This is a genomic window from Mycobacterium sp. NTMscope_MAC_269 (assembly GCF_976985695.1).
This window is the reverse complement of sequence record NZ_OZ335668.1, coordinates 313,641-333,933: the sequence shown is the minus strand read 5'-3', so window position 1 is coordinate 333,933 and position 20,293 is coordinate 313,641. Positions and strand designations below refer to the sequence as shown.

Genomic DNA, 20,293 nt, shown 5'->3' with positions numbered 1-20,293 from the left:
CGTGAGCATGTAGTGACTAGGGCGGTGGTGGGCCCGGTGGCTGGAAGGCATACGTGGGTTGCGCCTGGGCCGGGAACGGCGGTGCGAACGGCTCCGAGCCCGCGGGTGGCGGCCCCGGTTCGCGTGGCGCCCCGGGTGGTGGCGCTGGTGGCAAGCCGGGATACAGCGGCGTTCCGTCCGGTGCATATTGCTGCGCGCCGTAAGGTGGGGCGCCCGGGTACGGGATCGGTCCCGGTGCGCCCGGACCCGGATGACGAATGCTTGGCGGTTCCGGCACGCCTCGGGTGACCGGGAAGTAGTTGGCCCATCCCGGGAAACCGATGCCGGGATTCGGCCGCACGTCGATCCCGGTGCCAAATCCGGTGTCGGTGACCAGGTACCGCTGCGGGAAGTTCTTTCCCACGTCGGGCAAAGATCCGCAACCGGGCTTTCCGTCGGGCCCGCCCTTGGCGCCGACGACGGGCAGGTTCTCCGGATACCGGTATGGGTCGTCGCCAAACATGAGGCCGGCGTCCAGAATGGCCGACCTCCCATCGTGGCCGCCCATCATGTCTCCCAATTTGTATTTGTCGAGGGTGAGCTGTCCTCCCACGAGCAAGCACGTGATTTCTGGGTTGTACTTCATCAGCAGGCGTGTCGTGGGTTCGAGCCCGTTAACAGCCTTTATCAGATTGTCCTTGTTCGGGCCCAGAAGGTTTATGCCGCTGTGGGACAGCCCCACCACGTTGAGCAATAAGGAATCAAGCGCCTTCGAATTGTTGGTGATGGTGGAACCCGTGGTGCTTAAAGCGTCCAGCGTTGTCAGGATGTTGGCCGCGGCCGCGCCGTAGGCGTCGCTGAATCCTTTTATTGCGTTGAAGTTCTGTCGGATAGTCTCGCTGCGGGGATTGATCGCGAGCAGCACCTGGTTGAAATCCGTGGTGGCCTGACCAATGGCGTCCCCGTTACCACGAAAGCCGTCGGACAATGCCGATAAAATCGCATTCAATTTCGGGACGTCGACCTGATTGAGCACGTCCATCACATTTTGAAAGACCGTGTTCACCTCGTCGGTGACATTGCGTGATGTCAGCACCGCACCGGCGGCCAGCCGGTTCCGGCTCGGGTGGCTAGGGTCGCTCAGATCTACGTATTTAGCTCCGAACAATGTGGGAGAGACGATCTGCGCGTTGACGTTCGCCGGGATGTATTGCAGCTGGTTTGGATAGAGCTCCAAGCCGAGCTTCACCAATCCGGTTGAGCCGGTCGGCATAATCGAAGAAACTCTACCGATTTGAACGCCTCTGAATTTGACCTTGGCGTTCTGCTCCATCACGAGGCCTGCCCGGTCCGATGTAAGGGTCACCCGAGCGTACGGCTGTAGATCCCTATTGAACCCGAGGCCGGTCAATATGACCACCGCGGCGACTCCCACGATTAGTGACGCCGTCCACCAGGCCGGATGTACACGCCGTCTCTGCTTCATCTCCATATGGCTACGCCGAGAGATGGAAGTGGCCGGAATAGCCGTAGAGAACCAATGTCATCGCCAAGACCGTAAACATGGCGACGATCAGCGAGGTGCGCACCGCGCGTCCAGTCGCCTCACCAACGCCGGCTGGTCCCCCCGAAGCGGTTAACCCGTAATAGGTATGAATCAACATGATGACGACTCCTTCCACGCCCGCCGTCAGGGTCGACCAACAGAGATCGAGTGGGTCCAGGAAGGTGTTGAAGTAGTGATCGTAGACACCAGCTGACTGGCCATACACTTCGACAAGCACGAACCGAGTCGCCGTATATCCCGCCAACATGGCCATGAAAAAGAGCGGAACCACGACGATCACGCCCGCGACAACCCGAGTCGAGGCCAGATAGGCGATCGTCGGAATACCCATCACCTCAAGGGCATCGACCTCCTCGTTGATTCGCATTGCGCCGAGTTGCGCGGTGGCGCCCGCCCCGATGGTGGCGATCAGGCCGACTGTGGCCTGCCCGAGTGCAACAAGACGAGTGTTTGCGAAGGCGGAGAAGAAACCCGCTAGCGCCTCCACACCGAGGTCGCCAAGTTGGGAATGTCCCATGATCCCTAGGGTTGTACCGCCAGCCAGCATCAGGAAAGATACGACGACCATGGCGCCACCAACAGCGGCGAGCGCACCAACGCCGAGGCTCATTTGGGCGACTATGCGCATCGTCTCCAATTTGTAGCGGGTGAGCGCATACCGGATTTGACCGAAAGCCGTGGCGTAGAAAATCATCTGCTCGCCGACTCGATTCCATGCGTCGACCCAGTTCCGTAGAGTACGAATGGATCTCGGCCACCGAACTACAGCGACCTGGCGCAGGCTCACAGCTTCACCTGCACACCGAAGGCGTCTGTCACCGCGAGGATGAGCATCAGCGCCATAAACGAATACACGACAGTCTCATTCACCGCATTTCCGACACCCTGCGGACCGCCGCGCGGTGTTGTGCCCTTGTAACACGCAATCAAACCGGCAGTCATTCCGAACAATGCCGCCTTAAGGAAGCAGACGACTGTATCAGCGAGCCCGCACAGCAAGGCTATGTTCGCCGCGAAAGCACCCGGGGTGACGTGTTGAACATAGACCGAGAAGAAATAGCCGCCGGCGACGCCCACCACGCACACGACCGCGTTCAACAGAATCGAGCACACGGTGAGCGCAGCCACCCGTGGTACTAACAACGCCTGAATTGGATCGACACCCATAACCCGCATCGCGTCGATCTCTTCCCGGATCGTGCGTGCCCCCAGGTCTGCGCACACCGCCGTAGCGCCGGCGCCAGCGACCACAAACACCGTAGTCGTCGGCCCCATAATCACGACCGTGCTCCATCCCACGCCCGCGCCAGAAAGGTCAGTGGCGCCAATGTCGGCAAGGAGAATATTTAGTTGGAAAACGACGAACACGGTGAACGGGATCGCTAAGAAGGCAGCGGGAACGAACGACACTCGCGCAATAAACCAAAGCTGCATGATGAATTCACGCCAGGCGAATGGCGGGCGTATTGCCTGCACCCCAATGTCCAGTGATAATGATAAGAAAGCGCCCGCCTCGCGCACCGCCTTGGCAACAAAACCGGTCGGTCTGGTAATGAGAACTGTCGGCTTAGCCAGGACACTGGTCGGCTTGTCAAGGCTACCAACCGGCTCCGTAAGAAGCTCAATCGCCACGTTAGCCCCGCTCTCGCGTTGTCTGGGTTGGGATGGATCGATTGCTCCCGCGGCATCGCGATAAGCCTGTTGGTGGCACATAGGACGCGCGACCCCGAAAGTTAGCGGTGCACACCCTGAGCATCGACTTTTGGTGGTCTTCAGCCGACGTGGCCGTCCCCGGCACCGCGGCACCGGCAATCGAGAATCCTGCAGGGAAATGCGCGGTCAAAGGGGTGCTTGACCGAATGCACGAACGCGGTACTGGAATGTCAACAAACAGCACTGCCATTGCGGTGGGAACGTCGACCTGGCTCCGATGCGCGGCCACCGGCCTAGAGTGCGACGCGCTCGTTACGCGGTCACCCGATGCCCTACTTTGACGCATATGTAGATTCTCCACCGTAGGCGTATAATTCGTAGGCGCAGCGTATAAGAGGCGGCAGTCGAGGTCAAGGGTGCGGCCGATTGCCGGTTGCTGTTCCCGGAACTCGAGTCTGGGTCCCGTCTGGCCAAGGATTGAGAGCGAAATGAGCACCAGGTAGCGCCGAACGTAAGGCAAGGTGTATCAACATGGTCGTCAAATGTCTGAAACAAGGTTAGGTCACGTTGATGGCCACTGGGGCCGGCTGCCGCCAACTTACGAACTCAACAGTCGATGCCTCTGTAGTAGTGCATCTTTCGCGTTCATCGCGCAGCCCGATCACGGATTTTCCGAAGCATCACGGCGGGAGCGGCATCCGCGGATACGATTCCGGCAGGATCCACGAGTGAGGAGGGCGCGATGAGGAACGTATTGATCACCATCGCGGCCGCCGCCATGATGATCGGCGGTGGCGTCGGCTGCTCGCCGGGCACGACGGCAGCCAAGCTGAAACCTGGGACACTACCGCCGGGCACCGCGCAACTGACCGTAAATGGCAACCACGGCGTAACCACCGGCGCGGTGCAGTGCTCGACCATACGATCATTGACGATAATTACGTCAGGTAACGACACTTCGGGCGCGACGGTGATGGTGTCCAATGCCGAGAAACCCGTCGTTGAGTTCGTCAGAGTGCGCAATCTCAACGACTTCACCGGTGACTACAATCTCGGCCTGGCGGGCAACGCTACAGTCAACATGCGCGGCCCCACCTACCACATCACCGGGACGGCAAGGGGTTACAGCTCAACATCGACGGAACCTACGACGGAACCATTCGCGATAATGGTCTCGTGCTGACCTTAGGCTCCTCCATGCCAGCCCGGAGTCCGTCGCCAAATCAACGACGGTCCTCGATATGTGCGTCAATCCTGTCCGAACGGTCCGAATCTTCGGCTGGTCACAGAACATCGGCATGTCATCGGCATCGAATCCGTAGGTGCTTACGGACCGCTTATGCTTGCGCCGTGGCGCCGCTTCCCCCCCGCTTCGCCACGGTTCTCGCGGCACCAGCCGCAGCATTGGTCCTGTTGTCGTGCGGTAGCTCGACGACCTCTGACGGGCATACCATCACCACGGACAAACCCGTCTTGGCCGGCGAGCCCGCGGGCTACAATCTTGGCGACGTCGCGTTTGCGAACAACATGATTACGCACGCCCAACAAGGCATCGATATGTCGGCGCTAGTCCCGAATCGCTCCGCCGACCACGCAGTCGTCTCGATCAGCGCGAGGATCGCGTCGACCCTGCGGTCGAACATAGCGCCCCTGAAGGTGCTGTTAGTGCAGTGGAACGAAAACCCTGACACCAAAACGGATAACGGGCGGCACGGCGGTGGTGCAGCGAAGGGCATGGCCGATCCTGCCACCATCACAAGGCTCGATTCGTTGGTTGGGAGTGAATTCGATGCGTTGTGGTTGCGGTCTATGATCAGCCGTGAGGAGGGAGCAATCGAGATGGCTGATGAGGAAATCGCAACCGGAAAGAACGTAGACGCGATCGGTCTAGCCAAGCAGATCATCCCAGCACAGCAGACCGAGATCAGCCAAATGAAACAGATGCTAGGGGCTACCTGAAGCATGCCATCCACGCGGCGCTGTCGCTAGCCCCTCCGTCCACAGAGATCGACGCGGCTAACAAGTTTTCAACGTATGCGTCAAGCAGCGACTAGCGCTACAGCTTATTGGGCAAGAGGATTGACGACACAGATGATGACGGTCGGTATCGTTGCTGCTGCCCGCCCAAGCCGCGGTCGCACGGGCATGAAAGCACTGGCCTGAAGTATGGCCGGGACCACGCATGGAATCACGTCAACTTGACGCCAGTTCGCAAAACTTTCTCACTGCGTTCGAGCCAGAATCCCAAAGGGAAAGCCGGGCCTATGTGTTGAGACAGCTAGACGTACCTCAATTCCTAAAGAAACTGTCATCACGCAGACAGCATGCGAACCTTCACCTCGACAGCTTGGATGTTCCAAGTTGCTCAATGACAGATCCGATCAACGTTGCAAGCACCGTCTGCGATAACGAACGATAATGACGCGGTGACCGACAGCGAAGCAATAGACAAAGCGGGCCTGTTGGAGGGTCTGGATGGCCGCATTCGTGAGGAGCGGGCTGAGCTCGTAACCTGGCTGTTGGAGCAAGGTTTTGACGTGGAACAGATCCGCAGTGAGTTGGCACCGATGCTACTGCCCGCACGCCGGGCGCTGGGTGACGACGGAAGCCAGGTGTCTGCGCGCGCGATTAGCGAAAGCCACGGTATCGATTTGGAGCTGCTGCAGCGCGTCATGCGGGCATTAGGGCTGCCGAGGGTGGACGATCCAGACGCGGCTGTCTACCTGCGCGCCGATGCTGAGGCTGCGGCGCGCCAGCAGAAGCTCATCGAGGTCGGTCTGGACGCCGATCGTGTGGTCTTGATGGTTCGCAGGCTCACCGAGGGACTTTCACGCGCGGTCCCCGCCATGCGATATGGCGTGATGTCGGCGGTCTTGCATCCGGGAATCAGCGAGCTTCAGGTATCGAAGGCGCATGAGGCATTAGCGCGCCAGATCGCACCACTGCTAGGCCCGCTGATTTGCGACATCATGTTCGTGCAGTTGCGGCGCGCGGTCGAGGGGGAAGAGCTGAACGCGAGCGAGCGAGCAGCTGGTACTGCCCTCCCTGGCGCTCGTCTCCTCGCCGTTGCGTTCGCTGACATGGTTGGCTTCACTCGGCTGGGCGAGGCTGTGCCGCCGGAGGATCTGGTGGGACTAGTCGAACGGCTGGGTGATCTGGCACGTGACATCGTGAACCCACCGGTGCGATTGGTCAAGGCGATCGGCGACGCGGTGATGCTGATCTGTCCGGATCCTGCAAAGTTGCTCGATGCGATGCTGGAACTGTCGGAAGCGGCCAACCGCGACAAGGCCTTGCCGGAACTCCGAATAGGTATTGCGTCGGGTTGGGCCGTGAGTCGTGCCCGGGACTGGTTCGGCAGTCCAGTTAATGTTGCCAGCCGCGTCACCGAAGTCGCCCTACCCGGCTCAGTACTGGTGGCAGGATCTGCGCGAGATGCGGTCGGTGACGCGGACAGGTTCGCGTGGTCCTTTGTCGGAGCACCGCGACTTAAGGGAGTCCGAGGCAGAACGAAGCTATTTCAGGCACGCCGATCAGCCGGCTAGTGCGGTGGGCCATAATCACTCCACGCAAACGCTCACACCTACCACTCGCGAATATGTCTCACATTGCAGCGCACAAGCTTCCAGCTTCGGGCCCTGAAAGACTGACGTCGCATACACATGTTGTGATGCCCCTGCACGAAGCAACTCGAGGCGCCGACAAGGATGTCCATTGACAGACAAAGGACGGCTCGTTCAGATCGCACAGCGGTACCTCGGCGAGACACACAGCACGCTAGTGCATCGAACCGCCGCTGTGTCGCTCCCAGCACGGCCGTGCAGCGCACTACCCGGTGGAGCTGGCGTGGATCGGCGCCACCAAAGGTAGCGTCGTAGCTGGTCGACAGAGGCGCATGTATTGGGCCAGATTGCACGCAACTCTCCATATCGAGGAGAGTTTCAGAGCGCTCGAATTATATTGCGAAACTGCTTTTCTGGGATCCTACATTCACTTCAGTGCTGCGTTTTTCGGCGTCGGTGGGGTGCACGATCCGGTTCGGGCGAGGACAGGGCCGCTCGGATGGTGCGACTGAGTTGCGCGGCGACGTGGTCGAGCGGAGTGATGTTGCGTTGGGCGCGGCATACGGCGACGGTGCCTTCCACTGCGGTGACGATGAGGGTGGCGATCTGTTCGGCATCGGCCGAGGCCGCGCCCGCGGCGCGCAGTGAGTCGGCCAGCAGCGATGTCCACCGGAGGAATGCCACGGCCGCGGCGTCGCGCGGTGCTGCATGCTCGTCGTCGGGGATGTCTTCTATCGCCACCGCCAGGACTGGACATCCTGCATGGAAGTCGCTGTCAACGACGATTTTTCGCCACATGGACAAGAAGGCTTGCAGGCCCGCTTCGGGGCCTGCGGCTAGTTCCTTGGTGAGCGCGTTCACGGTGAGGTGATCGGCCCAGCGAACGGCCTCGGTCGCCAAGTCGTATTTGCCGCCCGGGAAGTAGTGGTAGGTGGAGCCGAGCGGGACGCTGGCGTGCTTGGCGAGTTCACGCACGCTAGTCGCGTTGAGACCGCGACGGCTGATCATGTCCGCAGCCCCGGCCACCATGCGCTGACGCCCACGACTGTCGTCTGTCATGACGACCCTCCTTGCTATGACGATCGCTATAGCCTACCGTGATCCTCACGCTATAACGATCGTCATAAGGAGTTTGGCCGTGCCGTTGGTGCACGACACCCTGCCGGCCCACGTCGATGTTGTGATCATCGGCGCGGGCCTTTCCGGCATCGGCGCCGGATACCGGGTGCAGACCGACTGCCCCGACGGGGATTATTTGATCCTCGAAGCGCGCCAGCACATGGGGGCACCTCGGATCTCTTCCGATACCCCGGAATCCGTTCGGACTCGGACATGTTCACACTCGGATACGCGTTCAAGCCGTGGAAGGACGCGAAGTCGATCGCCGATGGGCCGTCGATTTTGAGCTATATCCGTGAGACGGCGGCCGAGTTCGGCATCGACGACCACATCCGCTACGGCACGCGCATCGTTTGCGCCGACTGGTCCAGCGCCGATCACGTCTGGACGCTCACCGTGGACCGCGGCGGCAATCAGACGTCCCTGACGTGCGACTTTTTGTATATGTGTGCCGGCTACTACGACTACACCGCGGCCTACACTCCGTCATTTCCCGATCAGGACAAGTTCAAGGGTCGCATCGTGCATCCACAGTTCTGGCCGACCGACCTCGACTACGCCGGCAAGCGGATCGTTGTCGTTGGCAGCGGCGCCACCGCCGTAACTTTGGTGCCGTCAATGGCCTCGGCGACAACACACGTCACGATGCTGCAGCGCAGCCCCACCTGGATCAGTGCGGTTCCTAGCCGCGACACCAAGGCGGACTGGCTGCGCGAACACCTGCCAGAACGTCTGGCGCATCGGCTGATACGGGCCAAGAACGTCGCTTTCGGCATCGCCTTCTATCAGTTCTGCCAGCGCTTGCCCGATCAGGCGCGCAACCTGCTGACGAATCAGACTGCGCGTATTCTCGGTGACAACCGTGCTGTTGCTGAGCACTTCACGCCGACCTACAAGCCATGGGACCAGCGATTGTGCGCCGCGCCAAGTGCCGATTTCTTCAGGGCGGTCAAAGCCGGTCATGCCGAGGTTGTCACCGACACCATCGATGGATTCGTCACCGAGGGCATCCGGTTGAGTTCAGGGCGGGTGCTGCCTGCCGATCTGATCATCACGGCAACCGGCCTGCAGTTGCGGACCTTCGGCGGGCTTATGCCCACCATTGATGGGAACGACATCGATTTCGCTGATGAGTTCATGTGGAACGGGGCGATGGTGTCGGGCATTCCGAACTTCGCGTTTTGCATCGGCTACACCAATGCGTCGTGGACGCTGCGCGCCGACTTGTCGTCCCGGCTGTTCTGCCCGGTGCTCAACTGGATGCACGCCAAGCACTTTCACGCAGTGCTGCCGCGCCCACGCCAGCGCATGACGCAACATAACCTGTTCGGCCTCACCTCGGGTTACGTTCAACGCTCAGTAGCCGCCTTCCCCAAGCAAGGCACCCAACCGCCGTGGCGGATTCATCAGAACTACCTGCGCGACTCGTGGTCACTGCGACGCAGCGACTTTCCTGCCACTTTGACCCCGCTCCCCCGGGCAACCAGAGCTGATCCGTGGGGTCCCTCACCTGCTCGCGGGCGCACCGACAGCACACCCGCTGTGCTACTGCAGCACGTTGACCACCAATCACGCTAAGGAGACCTGATGAGAAGTCTGATGTTCGTCGAACCGGGACGGCTGCGCTTCGATGACGTCGACGCACCGACCCTCGCCGACCCCGGCGACGCCCTGGTACGCCCGCTGGCCGCGACCACCTGCGACCTGGACCACCGTGTCATCGCCGACAAAACACCATTCTCCGGAGTTGGGCCCTTTCCGCTGGGACACGAGTGCGTGGGCACCGTCGTGGAAGCCGGTCCGGGATGCACCACGGTGGCCGTCGGCGACGTGGTCGGGGTCGCCTGGCACATCGCCTGCGGCACCTGCGCCCAGTGCATACTCGGCCATCCAGCGCGCTGCCTGCTCTACGGCGAAGCGCAGTACGGGCTGCCCATTAACGGTCTGTGGGGGGGAACGTTCTCCGAACTGATCCGTGTGCCTTTCGCCGACTACAATCTCGCGCCGCTGCCCACGGGTGTCGATCCGGTCCAGCTGGCCTCGATTGGTGACAACCTCGCGCTGGGCTGGGAAACGGTCATGCCGACCGTCTCGGGCGTCGTCGATGCCCAGGTGGCGGTCTTCGGCGGTACGGGATCGATCGGCCTGTACTGTGTCGACGTGGCCGTGCACTGCGCCGGCGCGCGCACCGTGTACTACGACGACGACCCGACACGCATGTCGGTCGCCGAACAGCTCGGCGCCGAAGTCGCCGACATCAACGGCAAGCGGGAGAAGAACTTTCACCTCGCGGTCGACGCCTCTTGTGACCCCGACCGACTGCGCAAGGCCCTGCTCTCGGTCATGCCCGAAGGGCACGTCAACAGCGTCGGGATTTACTTCGCCGACGTCTCGCTACCCCTGTTGCAGCTCTACCTCCGGGGCGTGCACTTCCACAACGGCAAGGGCCACGCTCGCCCTAACATGACCCCCACCCTTGATGCCGTCGCCGCCGGCGTACTCCACCCCGAACTCGTCACCAGCGGAATCTACGAATGGGACGAGATACCCGAGGTGCTGACCTCGACACACGCAGGACACAAACCCATCTTCATACTCGACCATTAACTGCCGCAACGACATTCCGGCGAACACCAAAAGGACAGGCGCGGCGATGCTCTCGCTACGCCACGCACGCCTGCTGTGCTCCAAGGTCGACAAGACCGTCGACTTCTGAGTCCGCGGGTTCGACGCAACCGTTGTTTGGCGCCGTTGTGTTCGCCGGCGCGCGCAACGTTCTGCTCGCAGTCGGCCGCGGGCGCGTGCACCTCTACGACCAACCCCCTAAGCACATCGGACAGGGAACCGTCCACCACTTGGGGGTGCAGACCGAGGACCTCGCGGCAATCCGAACTCGCCTGCAGGACATGTGGGTATCGGTAACCCCCTTCCGCACCGCCCAACCTGGGGTTGCTCGTTGAGCAAAGCTGTGGGAGAGCTCCATCAGCTACTTCCGTGCGACCGGAAGGATCATTTCTTGAAGCAACGCCTGGTCGATACCAACGGTGTACGGCTACGGGTGACAGCAGCTTGGCGACCCGGGTGCGCCGGCGGTGGTCCTCGCGCACGGCTTCCCTAGCCTCGGATATTCGTGGCGCCGAATTATTGCTGCTCTGACCGCCCCCGGCTATCGTGTGCTGGCGTCCGATCAGCTCGGCTACGGAACCACTTGGGAAGCTCCGACCACCGCGGCGTACCGGAAGATGGTTGGTGACAGCTTTTTGTACATGCTGTATTTCCAGCAGCCTGGTGTCGCCGACGCTGAACTTGACGGCGACCCCGCTCGGGCGCTGCGCCGGATTATCAGCTTTGACCTACAGTCGCTCATTGACCCATCCGTAGCTACCCGCATGATCGCCCCTGGCCCCAGCGGATTCATTGACCGACTGTCCGAGCCAGGCGGTCCACCGGACTGGCTGGATAGCACTGAATTCGGTTACTATGTGACTGAATTCAGTCGCACGGGGTTCGCGGGAGCGCTGAACTCGTACCGTAACTTCCACCGCAATTGGGAGATCGTGGCCACCCCGGCGACTGCCACGATCGCTGTGCCGGCACTGGTGTTAATCGGCACCAAAGACCCCACAATTCACCCCACGCGACCGTGCCGCCCAAGTTGTCACTGGCCCATACCGCGAAGTAGTACTTGATGGCGCGGGGCATTGGCTACAAGAAGAGCGGTCCGCCGAGGTAAACGCCGAATTGCTGCAATTTCTTGCCGACCTGCCCGAATACCGAATCAGCAGCTGACGCGCTTAAAGTCGACTCGCGAGCGGGCGCGCCGGCTAACGCAGTGATGTGGCTCATCTGGCGCCGCTAAGCGTCCCTGCCGGTCAATTTCATGTATGGAGCTAGGACGGTATGACGGTCGCAGGGACGATGCTCGCACGTGTCATCCATTTCGCTACGACGCGACTGGCTTGCGCGGCAAGCGGATGCGGCTGATCGATGACCTGCCCACCAGTGATGCGGGCCATATGCAGGAAGCACTCATTGGTGTCACCGAGGTCATTTGCGTCGACGAAACGCCGAATGTCATGCACGACTTACGGGTGCACCCGGTAGGACACCCCGAGCTCGTGGCACGGGTGGAATTCCGGCAGCTCGCCCTCTACGACCAGTAGGGATGGGTTCGGGTTATAGCCCAAGGTCATGGTCGCTATCGCGGCTCCGGTTGTTGTCGACGTATTCGCGTATCCACCGATTCTGTTGGGCTCGCTCGGCGGCCTGCTGGCCGATCCAGATACGTTGCGCCGCACGGCGTTGAGAGCGGGCGCGAGCTTGCTGAGCCACAGCGCGCGCAACGCGGTCGGGAAGATCGTAGGGGTCGGTTTGGACGGCGACTTGGTGGACGGTTCGGGGTCGGTTATCGCGGCGGATGATCGCGCGGACAAGTGTGGTGGCTTCGTCGCCATCGCCCCGGCGCGTCCGGTGAATACCTGGGGGTGGGTCGCCGTGTTCGTGGTCACCTTCTCCGGCGATGCGCTCGTAGATATAGACACGGTTAAGGTCGCGGCCCCGAGTGAGTCCGACGTAGAGGGTGTTGCGGTCGGTGGTGGCGCGCACAATCGGGTAGGACGTGTCGGCGGTGACACCTTGGGCCGATTGCAGAGTGACCGCGTATCCGTGGTGGACGTACTCGCGCAGGTAGTCCCCGCCAAGCACGGTCACCGCGTTGTCGCCGAGGCGCCGGGCCATGACGCGCGGGCGCTCTTCGCGGGTATCGATGGCTTCGACGATCCAGCGTTGCCCGTTGCGCACCTGGGGAGCGGATTTGCTGGTGTCGAGGCGGCCACGGTGATCTCGCGCGGCCCAAACGTCGATGCGGGCATCGTTTTCACGGGTCACGACGATGTCACCCACGCCGATGTGGTGATCGCGTGCTCCGGTGACCGTGGGTGCGTCGTCGGCGACGCGATCGGCGTGGATCTGCTTGTTGAGCGCATCGCAGAGTTCCCAACTGTCGGGTATCAGCAGGGCGTCTTTGCCCGCGGCGATGTCGGCGCGGTAGGCCTCGAGGGCGTCGTGGGCCATGGTGACGGGGTCACCGCAGCGCAGCCGATCCTGGCGGCGATACCAGTCGATAGCGCGCCGCAGCGGTTGGGGACCCCCGCTGCGCAATGCCAGCGAGGCCGCCCGCTCCTGCGGGTCACGCATCCGCCACACTTCCGAAAGACGTTGCGCCCAAGGCAGATCGGAACATAACTGCTCGAACATTCCGCCGCGTTTGCGCACCGGGGCGAGCTGGTGGGCGTCGCCGACAAGCAGGACTTTTGTCCCGGCTTTGGTGGTGAACTCGAGCAGATCGCGCAGCTGGTTATTCCCGATGAGTCCGGCTTCGTCTACGACGACGAGGGTGCGTGGCGTGAGCGTTAAGCGGCCCTCGCGCAGCTCGCGCAGTGCCTTGTCCACGGTGTGGCCTTCGTCGCCGGCGCAGTCGTTGATGGCGACGTCGACGGCCCGCCCGTGGGGCGCAACCACGATGACAGTGCGGCCTACCCGGTGGGCAGCGTGGCGTAGCGCTTTAAGGGAATGGGTCTTGCCAGCACCGGCTGGCGCAGCCAGTGGCTGCACCAGCCACGGCGTTTCCGCCATGGCTGTCACAGCTTGTTTTTGGTTAGCGGAAAGCCCAACTGTGTCCGCGCGGGTGACCCGCAGAATACTGCGGTCATCGCGCGCGTCCACGAGCCTGAGCAGCTCGATTTCTTCGGCGAGGATCAAGTCGATGGTGTAGCGCTCGTGGCCTTCGCGGTGATGGGCTTGGCGCGGTGCGCTGATCCGTATCGCGATCTCATCGACGGCAGCTTCGATCTGTTCGCGAGGCGGTCGGTCGTCTCCATCGACCTCGACGGGCAGTTGCGCGCCGATGATCTCCACGAGATCAGCACGCGTGAACGCAGCTTTATCGATGCCCGCAGCGATGTCAGCGATGCGCCGCCGATCGAAGCTCACCGTGGCTGCCTGGCGCTGGGCGCGGGCTCGTCGTTGAGCGTCAATGTCGATGCGGTAACCACGCGAATCGGCGCGCCACAGCTGGCGTAATTCAGCCCAAGACAACCCCTCTGGCTTGCGTGGTCGGGTCGCTTTTTGCGCGATCGCCAGCTGACCTTGGGTGGGCCCGTCGATCAGGATGAGGTTGTTATCGGCCCATTCGCGAAGTTGCGTGCTGCGCCGGGAGTGCGCTTTGATCACCTTGGGATCGATGCCGACGAGCTCGGCCATCCCCGTGTGCGGGTCGATTGAGCCCCACTCCGCCCCAATCGACTGCGTCAGCGCCCGGCGCGTGGTGGCTTGGTAGATCACCCCGCCCGCCTTGGCTTCGTGCCAGAGCGAGTCGGTGTCGACGGCGCCGAGCTTGCCGTCGGTGCGGGGCTGTTTGTTGGGCACGATGACGTGGGTGTGCAGGTGGGGATCGCCCGCGCGGGAGGTCTCGTGTTGGTAGGCGGCGGCGACGAGTCCTGGCAAACGCTGCAGGTCTTTTCGGCCGGTGGCGTTGTTGTGCACGCGGGTGTATCCGGCATGTTGGTGAACGTATTCCATGGCTTCGCGCACCCCGGTGTGGTGCGCATCCAGCACCGCTTTCTGTACGACGTCATCGCCGAACGCCCGCAACAAACTGAGACTTTTCGGCGCGCAAAACGTCATGTCGATTCCGTGGTTGTCGCTCTCAGCGAACCGCCGACCACAGCACCCATTGGGCGCAATACCGGCATCGAGCCAACGCTGCACCACGTCCAAATCGGCCAGCCCGCCGGCGCGTTGTTCGCCGGACAAACCCACCAGCGCGGCAGCACTGAGGGCATCGCCGGCCACCAACCACACCGGCGCACGGGTGTCATGTTCGGAGTAGTACTCCCCCAGACCACCGTTGGCTGCCACCGCATCCTTGGCCGCCTGACCCGCCTCCCGCGCGGTGCGGTTGTAATAGTCAATCGACCACAACTTCAGCGGCGAACACGTCAGCATCTGCCACCGCCTCACATCACTGTTTCGGGCGCTCAGCCGCGCCGAGGTTGGGCACACCAGGGTATGCCCAACCCATACTCGCACAAATTGTGCAAATGTGCCAGGCGATCGGATGCTACGATACGAGGCAAGGTCGGGAAAGCTGGAAGAAGGCCCCATGAAGGGGCGAGAAGAAGCACGATTTGGCAGGGGAAATGACTTGCGAGTAGACCTGGTGGCGGTAGAACGTCACGTCGAACGGTGCGTGGCCAGGCTGTCGACCTCAGACCGGCGCGCGGTCCTCGACGCGCTCAACAACAGCATGCTCGAGGGCTACCAACCGACACGAGATGGGATCGCGCTGCTCATTGAGTTCGCGGCCGATGAGATCACCTTCGAGCAATACAAGGCGCGCGTACTCGACCAACTCGGTGCGCATCACAAACCGGACCGAATCTGATCGAACAAGGATCACCGTGCGCTACCCACTCGAACAATCACGTTCCCCACAAAGCCGTCGGGTTGGGCAACGAGATCCGTGGCCGGCCGCGACAGATTTTCGCGCCGCGCTCGACGACTACAGAGTTACCCAACATGGTCGCCGAGGAGCTGATTGCGCCGCGGCATGCGCAACGATTTCCGCGCAGCCGTCGGTGCCGACAGCTTGCACCGTTGGGCATACAGAATGCACGTCCCATTCACCGCTCACACCTGCTGTCGGACGCCCTAACACCGCACCGCCATACGCGGTTGCTCATCTTGACGACCTTCGTCGATGGCCGCCCGCCCTGACGCCGGCGCGGGCCGACCAAGAATCAGAAAGTGCGCGACGACGGTGACCGACCAGGATCGAGGCTTCGACACGTTCACCGAACGCGTCATAGCGTCGTGGGGCACACCCGACTTTGGGTTCAACGAGCTTGTTGCCGGCATCACGGCCCTGTATGAAGCGCGACTGGAATTTCCTGCGGCTTGGCCTCAACACCGCCAAGACGCGTTTGTCACCGCGCACGCCAACGCGGCCGCGACTGAACTTGCAGCCCTGCTCGACGATCTCACCGATACCGTTATCGAGCGCTACGGCCGCGAGAATTACCGCCTCCCCGACGCCCAAACCCTCAGCGAGCTCATCAGGGCCGAGCGATCGGCCGCCCTCGACGATGTCGAGCTCAGCGCCTCGCATGACTTGCCCGACGAGGTCGTACGCGCGACAGCCGCTGACCCCGGACACGGTGTGGCAAGCATGACCGCATGTGGTCCCGGCCGACGACCACCGACAACCACCGTGCACCTCCAGCGTCGTCGCGGTCGCGGGCGACCGTGAATACAAGCACAGCCATCACGGTTCCTTTATCTATCGGCTGTTGTCAGTGCAAGAAACGAGACTTAGGAACATGACCGACTGGCAGGACGTGTTTACCCCCACCCCCGTGCGGCTGCCCGCGCGCGAGGCACACGCCACTGCGTACCCGCAATCAGTTGCATTGAATTGCGCAGCCCCTTCCCCAGGCAGTCCCTGGCAGCAATGGTGGACCTACGCGCGCGCGACCGCTCGAATGGCCTATCACCACCCGGCCGTAATCCCGCCGCGCGTTGAGGTCTATGGCCCAGTCCTGGATCCCGACGAAACAGCGTTACTGAGCACCCACGCCACCTATAGCCGCTTCTACGCCGAGGACGAAAGCTACCAACACTCTGATCTGTTCGTGATCGGCCATCCCGCCGTCATGATCGCTGCGATGGCCGGCAACGCCATCCTCAATGCCCGCCGAAAAGCCCACGCCCGCAACGCCGCCACACCATGCTGGCGCTCACAGCAGCCTTGTCAGATCATCGCGACCAACCACCGCCTGCTATGCCACATCGCCGTGCACGGCTGGCTCAGCTTCTACTACCACGCGATCACCGAGTTTTACCCCGATCTCAACACCTGGACCCTGACAGCGGGCTTCGACGACCACTGCGCCCCGCTGCGACTCACCGGACCACCGGCGCCCGCACTCTCACTCTGGACCGCCATCGGCATCGAAGGAGCCCGCTGGTACACAGATCCGCGCCTCGGCGCACTGCTCACCTGATCCCGGCGCTCACACGCGGACCCCCGCCTCCCCGATCATTTTCGGCGATACCATACTCATCTGAGCTACTCGGTCCGTGCTGGTCAGGACTAGTTTCTGGGGCGCGGATGTCTACAACCGCCAGAAGTGTCCACACGTCGCGTTACGGTAGGCCCATGATGACTCTCGACAAACTCACCACTGGACATGGATATGAGTTTCTCGCCGACCACATCGCTGCCTCGACAGCCGAAAAGCACTGCCACACAATGCTCGACAACACCGAAAAGGAACAGCCTTGCGAGCACTGGGCGGGTCATCGACGCGAATCATGGCGTGCAGCTCACGCAGGGCGCCCCACGGCCGCGCGTGGTGTCCTGCATTGTCGAAGGGGTGACATCGATGTCATCAGTCGGCCGCCGCGTACGCGGTGATGGTCTAGCACTCGACGATGCGCCGCGGATCGGAGCGATCGGCCGCGGTCACGAGCGGTGCGTCTGGCGCAACTGCGCTACGAATCCGTCCTGCTGTTGGCGCCGGTACTGACACTGGGATCTCGACAGCCGCGCGACGTCGCCGTCGAGGATGTCGTCGTGCGCATCGTAATCAGCGACGTTGATCCGCAACTCGAGGTCAACTGCGGCCAAGATCCGGGCGAGCACCGGCAGCGAGGGCTGCCGGGTCCCAGACTCGATCCTGGCGATGGTCGATTGCGGCACGTGCGCGGCCTCGGCGAGCTCGCGCTGCGACAGGCCGGCGCGTGTCCGCGCTATCCGCAGGACGTTTCCCGCCAACCGCTCCACGTAGCCACTGGTCGTCGGCCCCATACTCGCCACAAGGCGATGATAGCCGATTAGGTATCGCCTTATCGCCTTATCGCCTTCTCTCTGCTTCAACTGCGAGGAGCCAACGACCCCCGCCGCCCCGGAGAGCGAACCTCACCTTCGCAAGCCAACCCGTGTGGCTAAATACTCATTTTACGCAATCCGTGAACAATAAATGTGTTCACGGATTGCTTTATTTCGGCCTACAGAGGCAGTTTTTTGCAGCATGTTGCACAAATGCTGCAGTGCAAGCAATAAGTGAGCCTAAAGCGTTCGGCACGTGCCTTACACTGCGCACATGGACAACAAGTCGTCGAGGATCCATCACGTTCGTCAGCGTGCGATGCGCAGCCGTGGCGCGGAGGGTGTGCGAGATCGCTTCGCGGCGCACGCCTGTCGTGACCTCGCCAGCGGTAGTCGATCCTGGCGACTCTGTCCTGCCACGCACCCCGACGCGCCAGGCATTACTCCGCAGTTTTTTCCGAAGCCATTAGCAACGTCAAATTACGCCACCATAAAAGTTGCTCCGAAATAAGCAGCAAGGACTAGGGTTGAGATGGGAACAAAAAATCACCGAAAGGCGGCCACGCGAGCCAACATGGGGCAACCCACGTTAATGGAGCGCGGCCAGGCCGAGCTCAAGACTCAACGTGGAGCACAATCCGCCTTGCCAACGCAAGATCCGGATCGCCTTGCGGCCATCGCTGGGCCCGACGCACTAGCCGACGCTCTTGTTGCTCGCCACGCGGCACGGATAGCGAACCTGGAGAGCGTCCCGGAGCAGCGTTTCGAAAAGTGTTACCGCCAGTTGTATTACCTGCATGACGTCAGTGTGGCGTCCGGGATCTTTCTCGACGGTCAGTTTTTGTTGCGTCGCGACTCGAGCAATACCGCCGATTACATGTTGTGGGCGGCACAAAGTGCGATCGCAGCGATTCGACTATTACTTGCCGGCCAATTTGTTGGCGCGGCTATCCTCGCGCGACAGCAACTAGGACGATGGACGCTACTGCTAGCCGACAGCGCGGAAGCGGCGTTCGACGGGCCCGATCGACCCAAGTCGACCGACGAGCTCATGAAGCGAGTCTGGACGGAATCGGCAATCACAGCGCTTGGCAGACGCGTCGCTGACGTACTAGCCGAAGGCCGTTTCGACGACATTGAGGACACCGACGAACCACTCGCCGGGCTTTCGACGACAACATTCGCGCGCATCCGCCTAGCCAACGGGCGAAGTGTCTGCCCGGTCGCCATATACCGACAACTCTCTCAAATCTCTTCTGGAACAGTATCTTCGGCCGCCGCTCGTTGGGAATGTCTGCAGAAACTTGATCCTAAACAGATTCCGTCGGCCGTCGACGCTGTCGTTAGTTGCATCTCGGACGGACTGGAACTCTGCATCCTGAATTTGCAACATGCTGTCGGTATCTTTAGCCGAGCCTTGCAGCAACACAACAGCGCCGAGGAATTCTGGCTTAAAGCATCGGCGCCTGAATCAGATGTCGTCCCCAGCAAAGAGTTCACCGTGCGGCTGCCTGAGCTCTGCGACTCAGAAGTGCCAACCCTCACACCGGGTCTGATACCGATCACGCCGGTCGAACTGGCAGCTCCACACAATTGGGACTACCTGGGCGATTTTCATGGCCAATATTGCAGGCGACCCGACTTGTCTTTTATAGCAACTCAACCCGCGCGAGCAGAGGTCGCAAAACTTGCCTTTCTTGCTCACCGATACACGCGGTTGAGCATTGTCGAGGAATCCCAGCTCGCCGATCTCAAGAGCATGACAGGCGACGTTGTCGTGCCACATATTTCGCCGAAGTGCGCCTACATCCTGACCGCAGAACTCGCGGTCATGTGCGCGAGGTGGAATCGTTCACGACACGAAATCGCTACTGCGGCAATGCTGATTTCGTCGACTCTGCGCTCAGGCTATTGGCTCTGGCTCGAAGAGGATGACAGGGCGATGGGGATTCTCAGGTGGACACTCCACCACGCCGCCCGGTTGAGGAGCTGGCACATCAATGCCGAGCTGGCTCGCGAATTGGAATCGGGATCGCTTACCAGTCATAGGGATTGGATCATCGCAGCCGGCTGGCAAGATTTGCTAAGTTTGGATCTTGCGCTGTTTGAATTCGCTCACGCAAATCCGGACAGTCGCGCAGATGCAGCAGGGTCACTCCATGACGACCCGTCCAGCGGCAACGACGATTTAGTTCGTACGCGGCGAGCGCGTCAAGAAGTGCTCGACCAAGTGACGGCTCTGGCCGCTTCTGAAATGATCAGAATCATTGCTGCCCGACAGTCAATGTCGATCGCGCAGACGATGCAGGACATGCTGCGAATGCAAGGATTAGACATCCGTTGCGATCTCCAACAGGAAAGAGAAACTTACGAAGTCACGCAACTGGATGTCGACGCCAGTGTTCGCCGCAGCCCTCGGTCTGCGAGCGGGAAAGCTAGGAACCAGTGACTATTATCAGGTCGAAAGATCGACGACGGCACCGAAGGCGAGTGGGTCTGGATATGCAACCGCCCCGGCGACAC

General features: G+C 61.5%; 16 protein-coding genes and 1 pseudogene. 11 read left to right on the top strand and 6 right to left on the bottom strand.

All coding sequences use genetic code 11. From position 1 onward, the window contains the following. Positions 1-16: 16 nt before the first annotated feature. The 3 genes from ACZ50Z_RS01635 to ACZ50Z_RS01625 all read right to left on the bottom strand — a co-directional run bounded on the left by ACZ50Z_RS01635 (position 17) and on the right by ACZ50Z_RS01625 (position 3,121). The gene (locus tag ACZ50Z_RS01635) at positions 17-1,465 is read right to left on the bottom strand and encodes an MCE family protein (RefSeq protein WP_464481974.1); all 1,449 of its coding nucleotides are present in this window, start codon (positions 1,463-1,465) and stop codon (positions 17-19) included. A 10-nt stretch (positions 1,466-1,475) separates the two neighbouring features. After that, positions 1,476-2,240 carry an ABC transporter permease gene (locus ACZ50Z_RS01630; RefSeq protein WP_464481973.1) on the bottom strand — a complete coding sequence of 255 codons (765 nt, stop codon included), beginning with the start codon at positions 2,238-2,240 and terminating at the stop codon, positions 1,476-1,478. Between the two features lie 89 nt (positions 2,241-2,329). Next, positions 2,330-3,121: an MlaE family ABC transporter permease gene (locus ACZ50Z_RS01625; RefSeq protein ID WP_464486041.1), complete on the bottom strand. Its 792-nt coding sequence runs from the start codon at positions 3,119-3,121 to the stop codon at positions 2,330-2,332. Between the two features lie 820 nt (positions 3,122-3,941). Between ACZ50Z_RS01625 and ACZ50Z_RS01620 the strand changes: the two genes are divergently transcribed. From ACZ50Z_RS01620 to ACZ50Z_RS01610, 3 genes are all read left to right on the top strand, one after another. Next, on the top strand, positions 3,942-4,382 hold the full coding sequence (locus tag ACZ50Z_RS01620; RefSeq protein ID WP_464481972.1) for a lipoprotein LpqH: 441 nt from the start codon (positions 3,942-3,944) through the stop codon (positions 4,380-4,382). A gap of 167 nt (positions 4,383-4,549) precedes the next feature. Further along, complete coding sequence (locus tag ACZ50Z_RS01615; RefSeq protein ID WP_464481971.1) at positions 4,550-5,158, top strand: DUF305 domain-containing protein; 609 nt, start codon at positions 4,550-4,552, stop codon at positions 5,156-5,158. 467 nt (positions 5,159-5,625) lie between these two features. Next, a complete protein-coding gene (locus ACZ50Z_RS01610; RefSeq protein ID WP_464481970.1) occupies positions 5,626-6,744 on the top strand; it encodes an adenylate cyclase regulatory domain-containing protein in 1,119 nt (372 codons plus the stop codon). Positions 6,745-7,194: 450 nt separating this feature from the next. On the opposite strand, the gene ACZ50Z_RS01605 is transcribed toward ACZ50Z_RS01610, so the two are convergent. Next, positions 7,195-7,821 (bottom strand): TetR/AcrR family transcriptional regulator, encoded by a 627-nt coding sequence (locus ACZ50Z_RS01605; protein ID WP_464481969.1) that lies wholly within the window; start codon positions 7,819-7,821, stop codon positions 7,195-7,197. Positions 7,822-8,094: 273 nt separating this feature from the next. On the opposite strand from ACZ50Z_RS01605, the gene ACZ50Z_RS01600 reads away from it, so the two are divergent. The 4 genes and pseudogenes from ACZ50Z_RS01600 (at position 8,095) to ACZ50Z_RS01585 (ending at position 12,044) form a co-directional block, all read left to right on the top strand. Continuing rightward, the gene (locus ACZ50Z_RS01600; protein WP_464481968.1) at positions 8,095-9,459 is read left to right on the top strand and encodes a flavin-containing monooxygenase; all 1,365 of its coding nucleotides are present in this window, start codon (positions 8,095-8,097) and stop codon (positions 9,457-9,459) included. A 9-nt stretch (positions 9,460-9,468) separates the two neighbouring features. After that, entirely contained in the window at positions 9,469-10,488 is a 1,020-nt protein-coding gene (locus ACZ50Z_RS01595) for a zinc-dependent alcohol dehydrogenase (protein WP_464481967.1), read from the top strand. Positions 10,489-10,897: 409 nt separating this feature from the next. Continuing rightward, positions 10,898-11,670 (top strand): annotated as a pseudogene (locus ACZ50Z_RS01590) (alpha/beta fold hydrolase). A gap of 95 nt (positions 11,671-11,765) precedes the next feature. Then, positions 11,766-12,044: a DUF7161 family protein gene (locus tag ACZ50Z_RS01585; RefSeq protein ID WP_464481966.1), complete on the top strand. Its 279-nt coding sequence runs from the start codon at positions 11,766-11,768 to the stop codon at positions 12,042-12,044. A 13-nt stretch (positions 12,045-12,057) separates the two neighbouring features. Here ACZ50Z_RS01585 and mobF read toward each other — a convergent pair whose 3' ends face one another. Next, positions 12,058-14,886 (bottom strand): MobF family relaxase, encoded by a 2,829-nt coding sequence (mobF, locus tag ACZ50Z_RS01580; protein ID WP_464486040.1) that lies wholly within the window; start codon positions 14,884-14,886, stop codon positions 12,058-12,060. Between the two features lie 214 nt (positions 14,887-15,100). Between mobF and ACZ50Z_RS01575 the strand changes: the two genes are divergently transcribed. From ACZ50Z_RS01575 to ACZ50Z_RS01565, 3 genes are all read left to right on the top strand, one after another. Continuing rightward, positions 15,101-15,325, top strand: coding sequence for an antitoxin VbhA family protein (locus tag ACZ50Z_RS01575; protein WP_464481965.1), 225 nt, complete (start codon positions 15,101-15,103; stop codon positions 15,323-15,325). 375 nt (positions 15,326-15,700) lie between these two features. Next, positions 15,701-16,189 (top strand): hypothetical protein, encoded by a 489-nt coding sequence (locus ACZ50Z_RS01570; protein WP_464481964.1) that lies wholly within the window; start codon positions 15,701-15,703, stop codon positions 16,187-16,189. A 70-nt stretch (positions 16,190-16,259) separates the two neighbouring features. Beyond that, the gene (locus tag ACZ50Z_RS01565) at positions 16,260-16,943 is read left to right on the top strand and encodes a hypothetical protein (RefSeq protein ID WP_464481963.1); all 684 of its coding nucleotides are present in this window, start codon (positions 16,260-16,262) and stop codon (positions 16,941-16,943) included. Positions 16,944-17,404: 461 nt separating this feature from the next. On the opposite strand, the gene ACZ50Z_RS01560 is transcribed toward ACZ50Z_RS01565, so the two are convergent. Next, positions 17,405-17,749 (bottom strand): helix-turn-helix transcriptional regulator, encoded by a 345-nt coding sequence (locus tag ACZ50Z_RS01560; RefSeq protein WP_464486039.1) that lies wholly within the window; start codon positions 17,747-17,749, stop codon positions 17,405-17,407. A gap of 553 nt (positions 17,750-18,302) precedes the next feature. Here ACZ50Z_RS01560 and ACZ50Z_RS01555 point away from each other — a divergent pair. Beyond that, positions 18,303-20,219, top strand: a complete 1,917-nt coding sequence (locus tag ACZ50Z_RS01555) for a hypothetical protein (protein WP_464481962.1) — start codon at positions 18,303-18,305, stop codon at positions 20,217-20,219. The last annotated feature ends 74 nt before the right edge of the window (positions 20,220-20,293 follow it).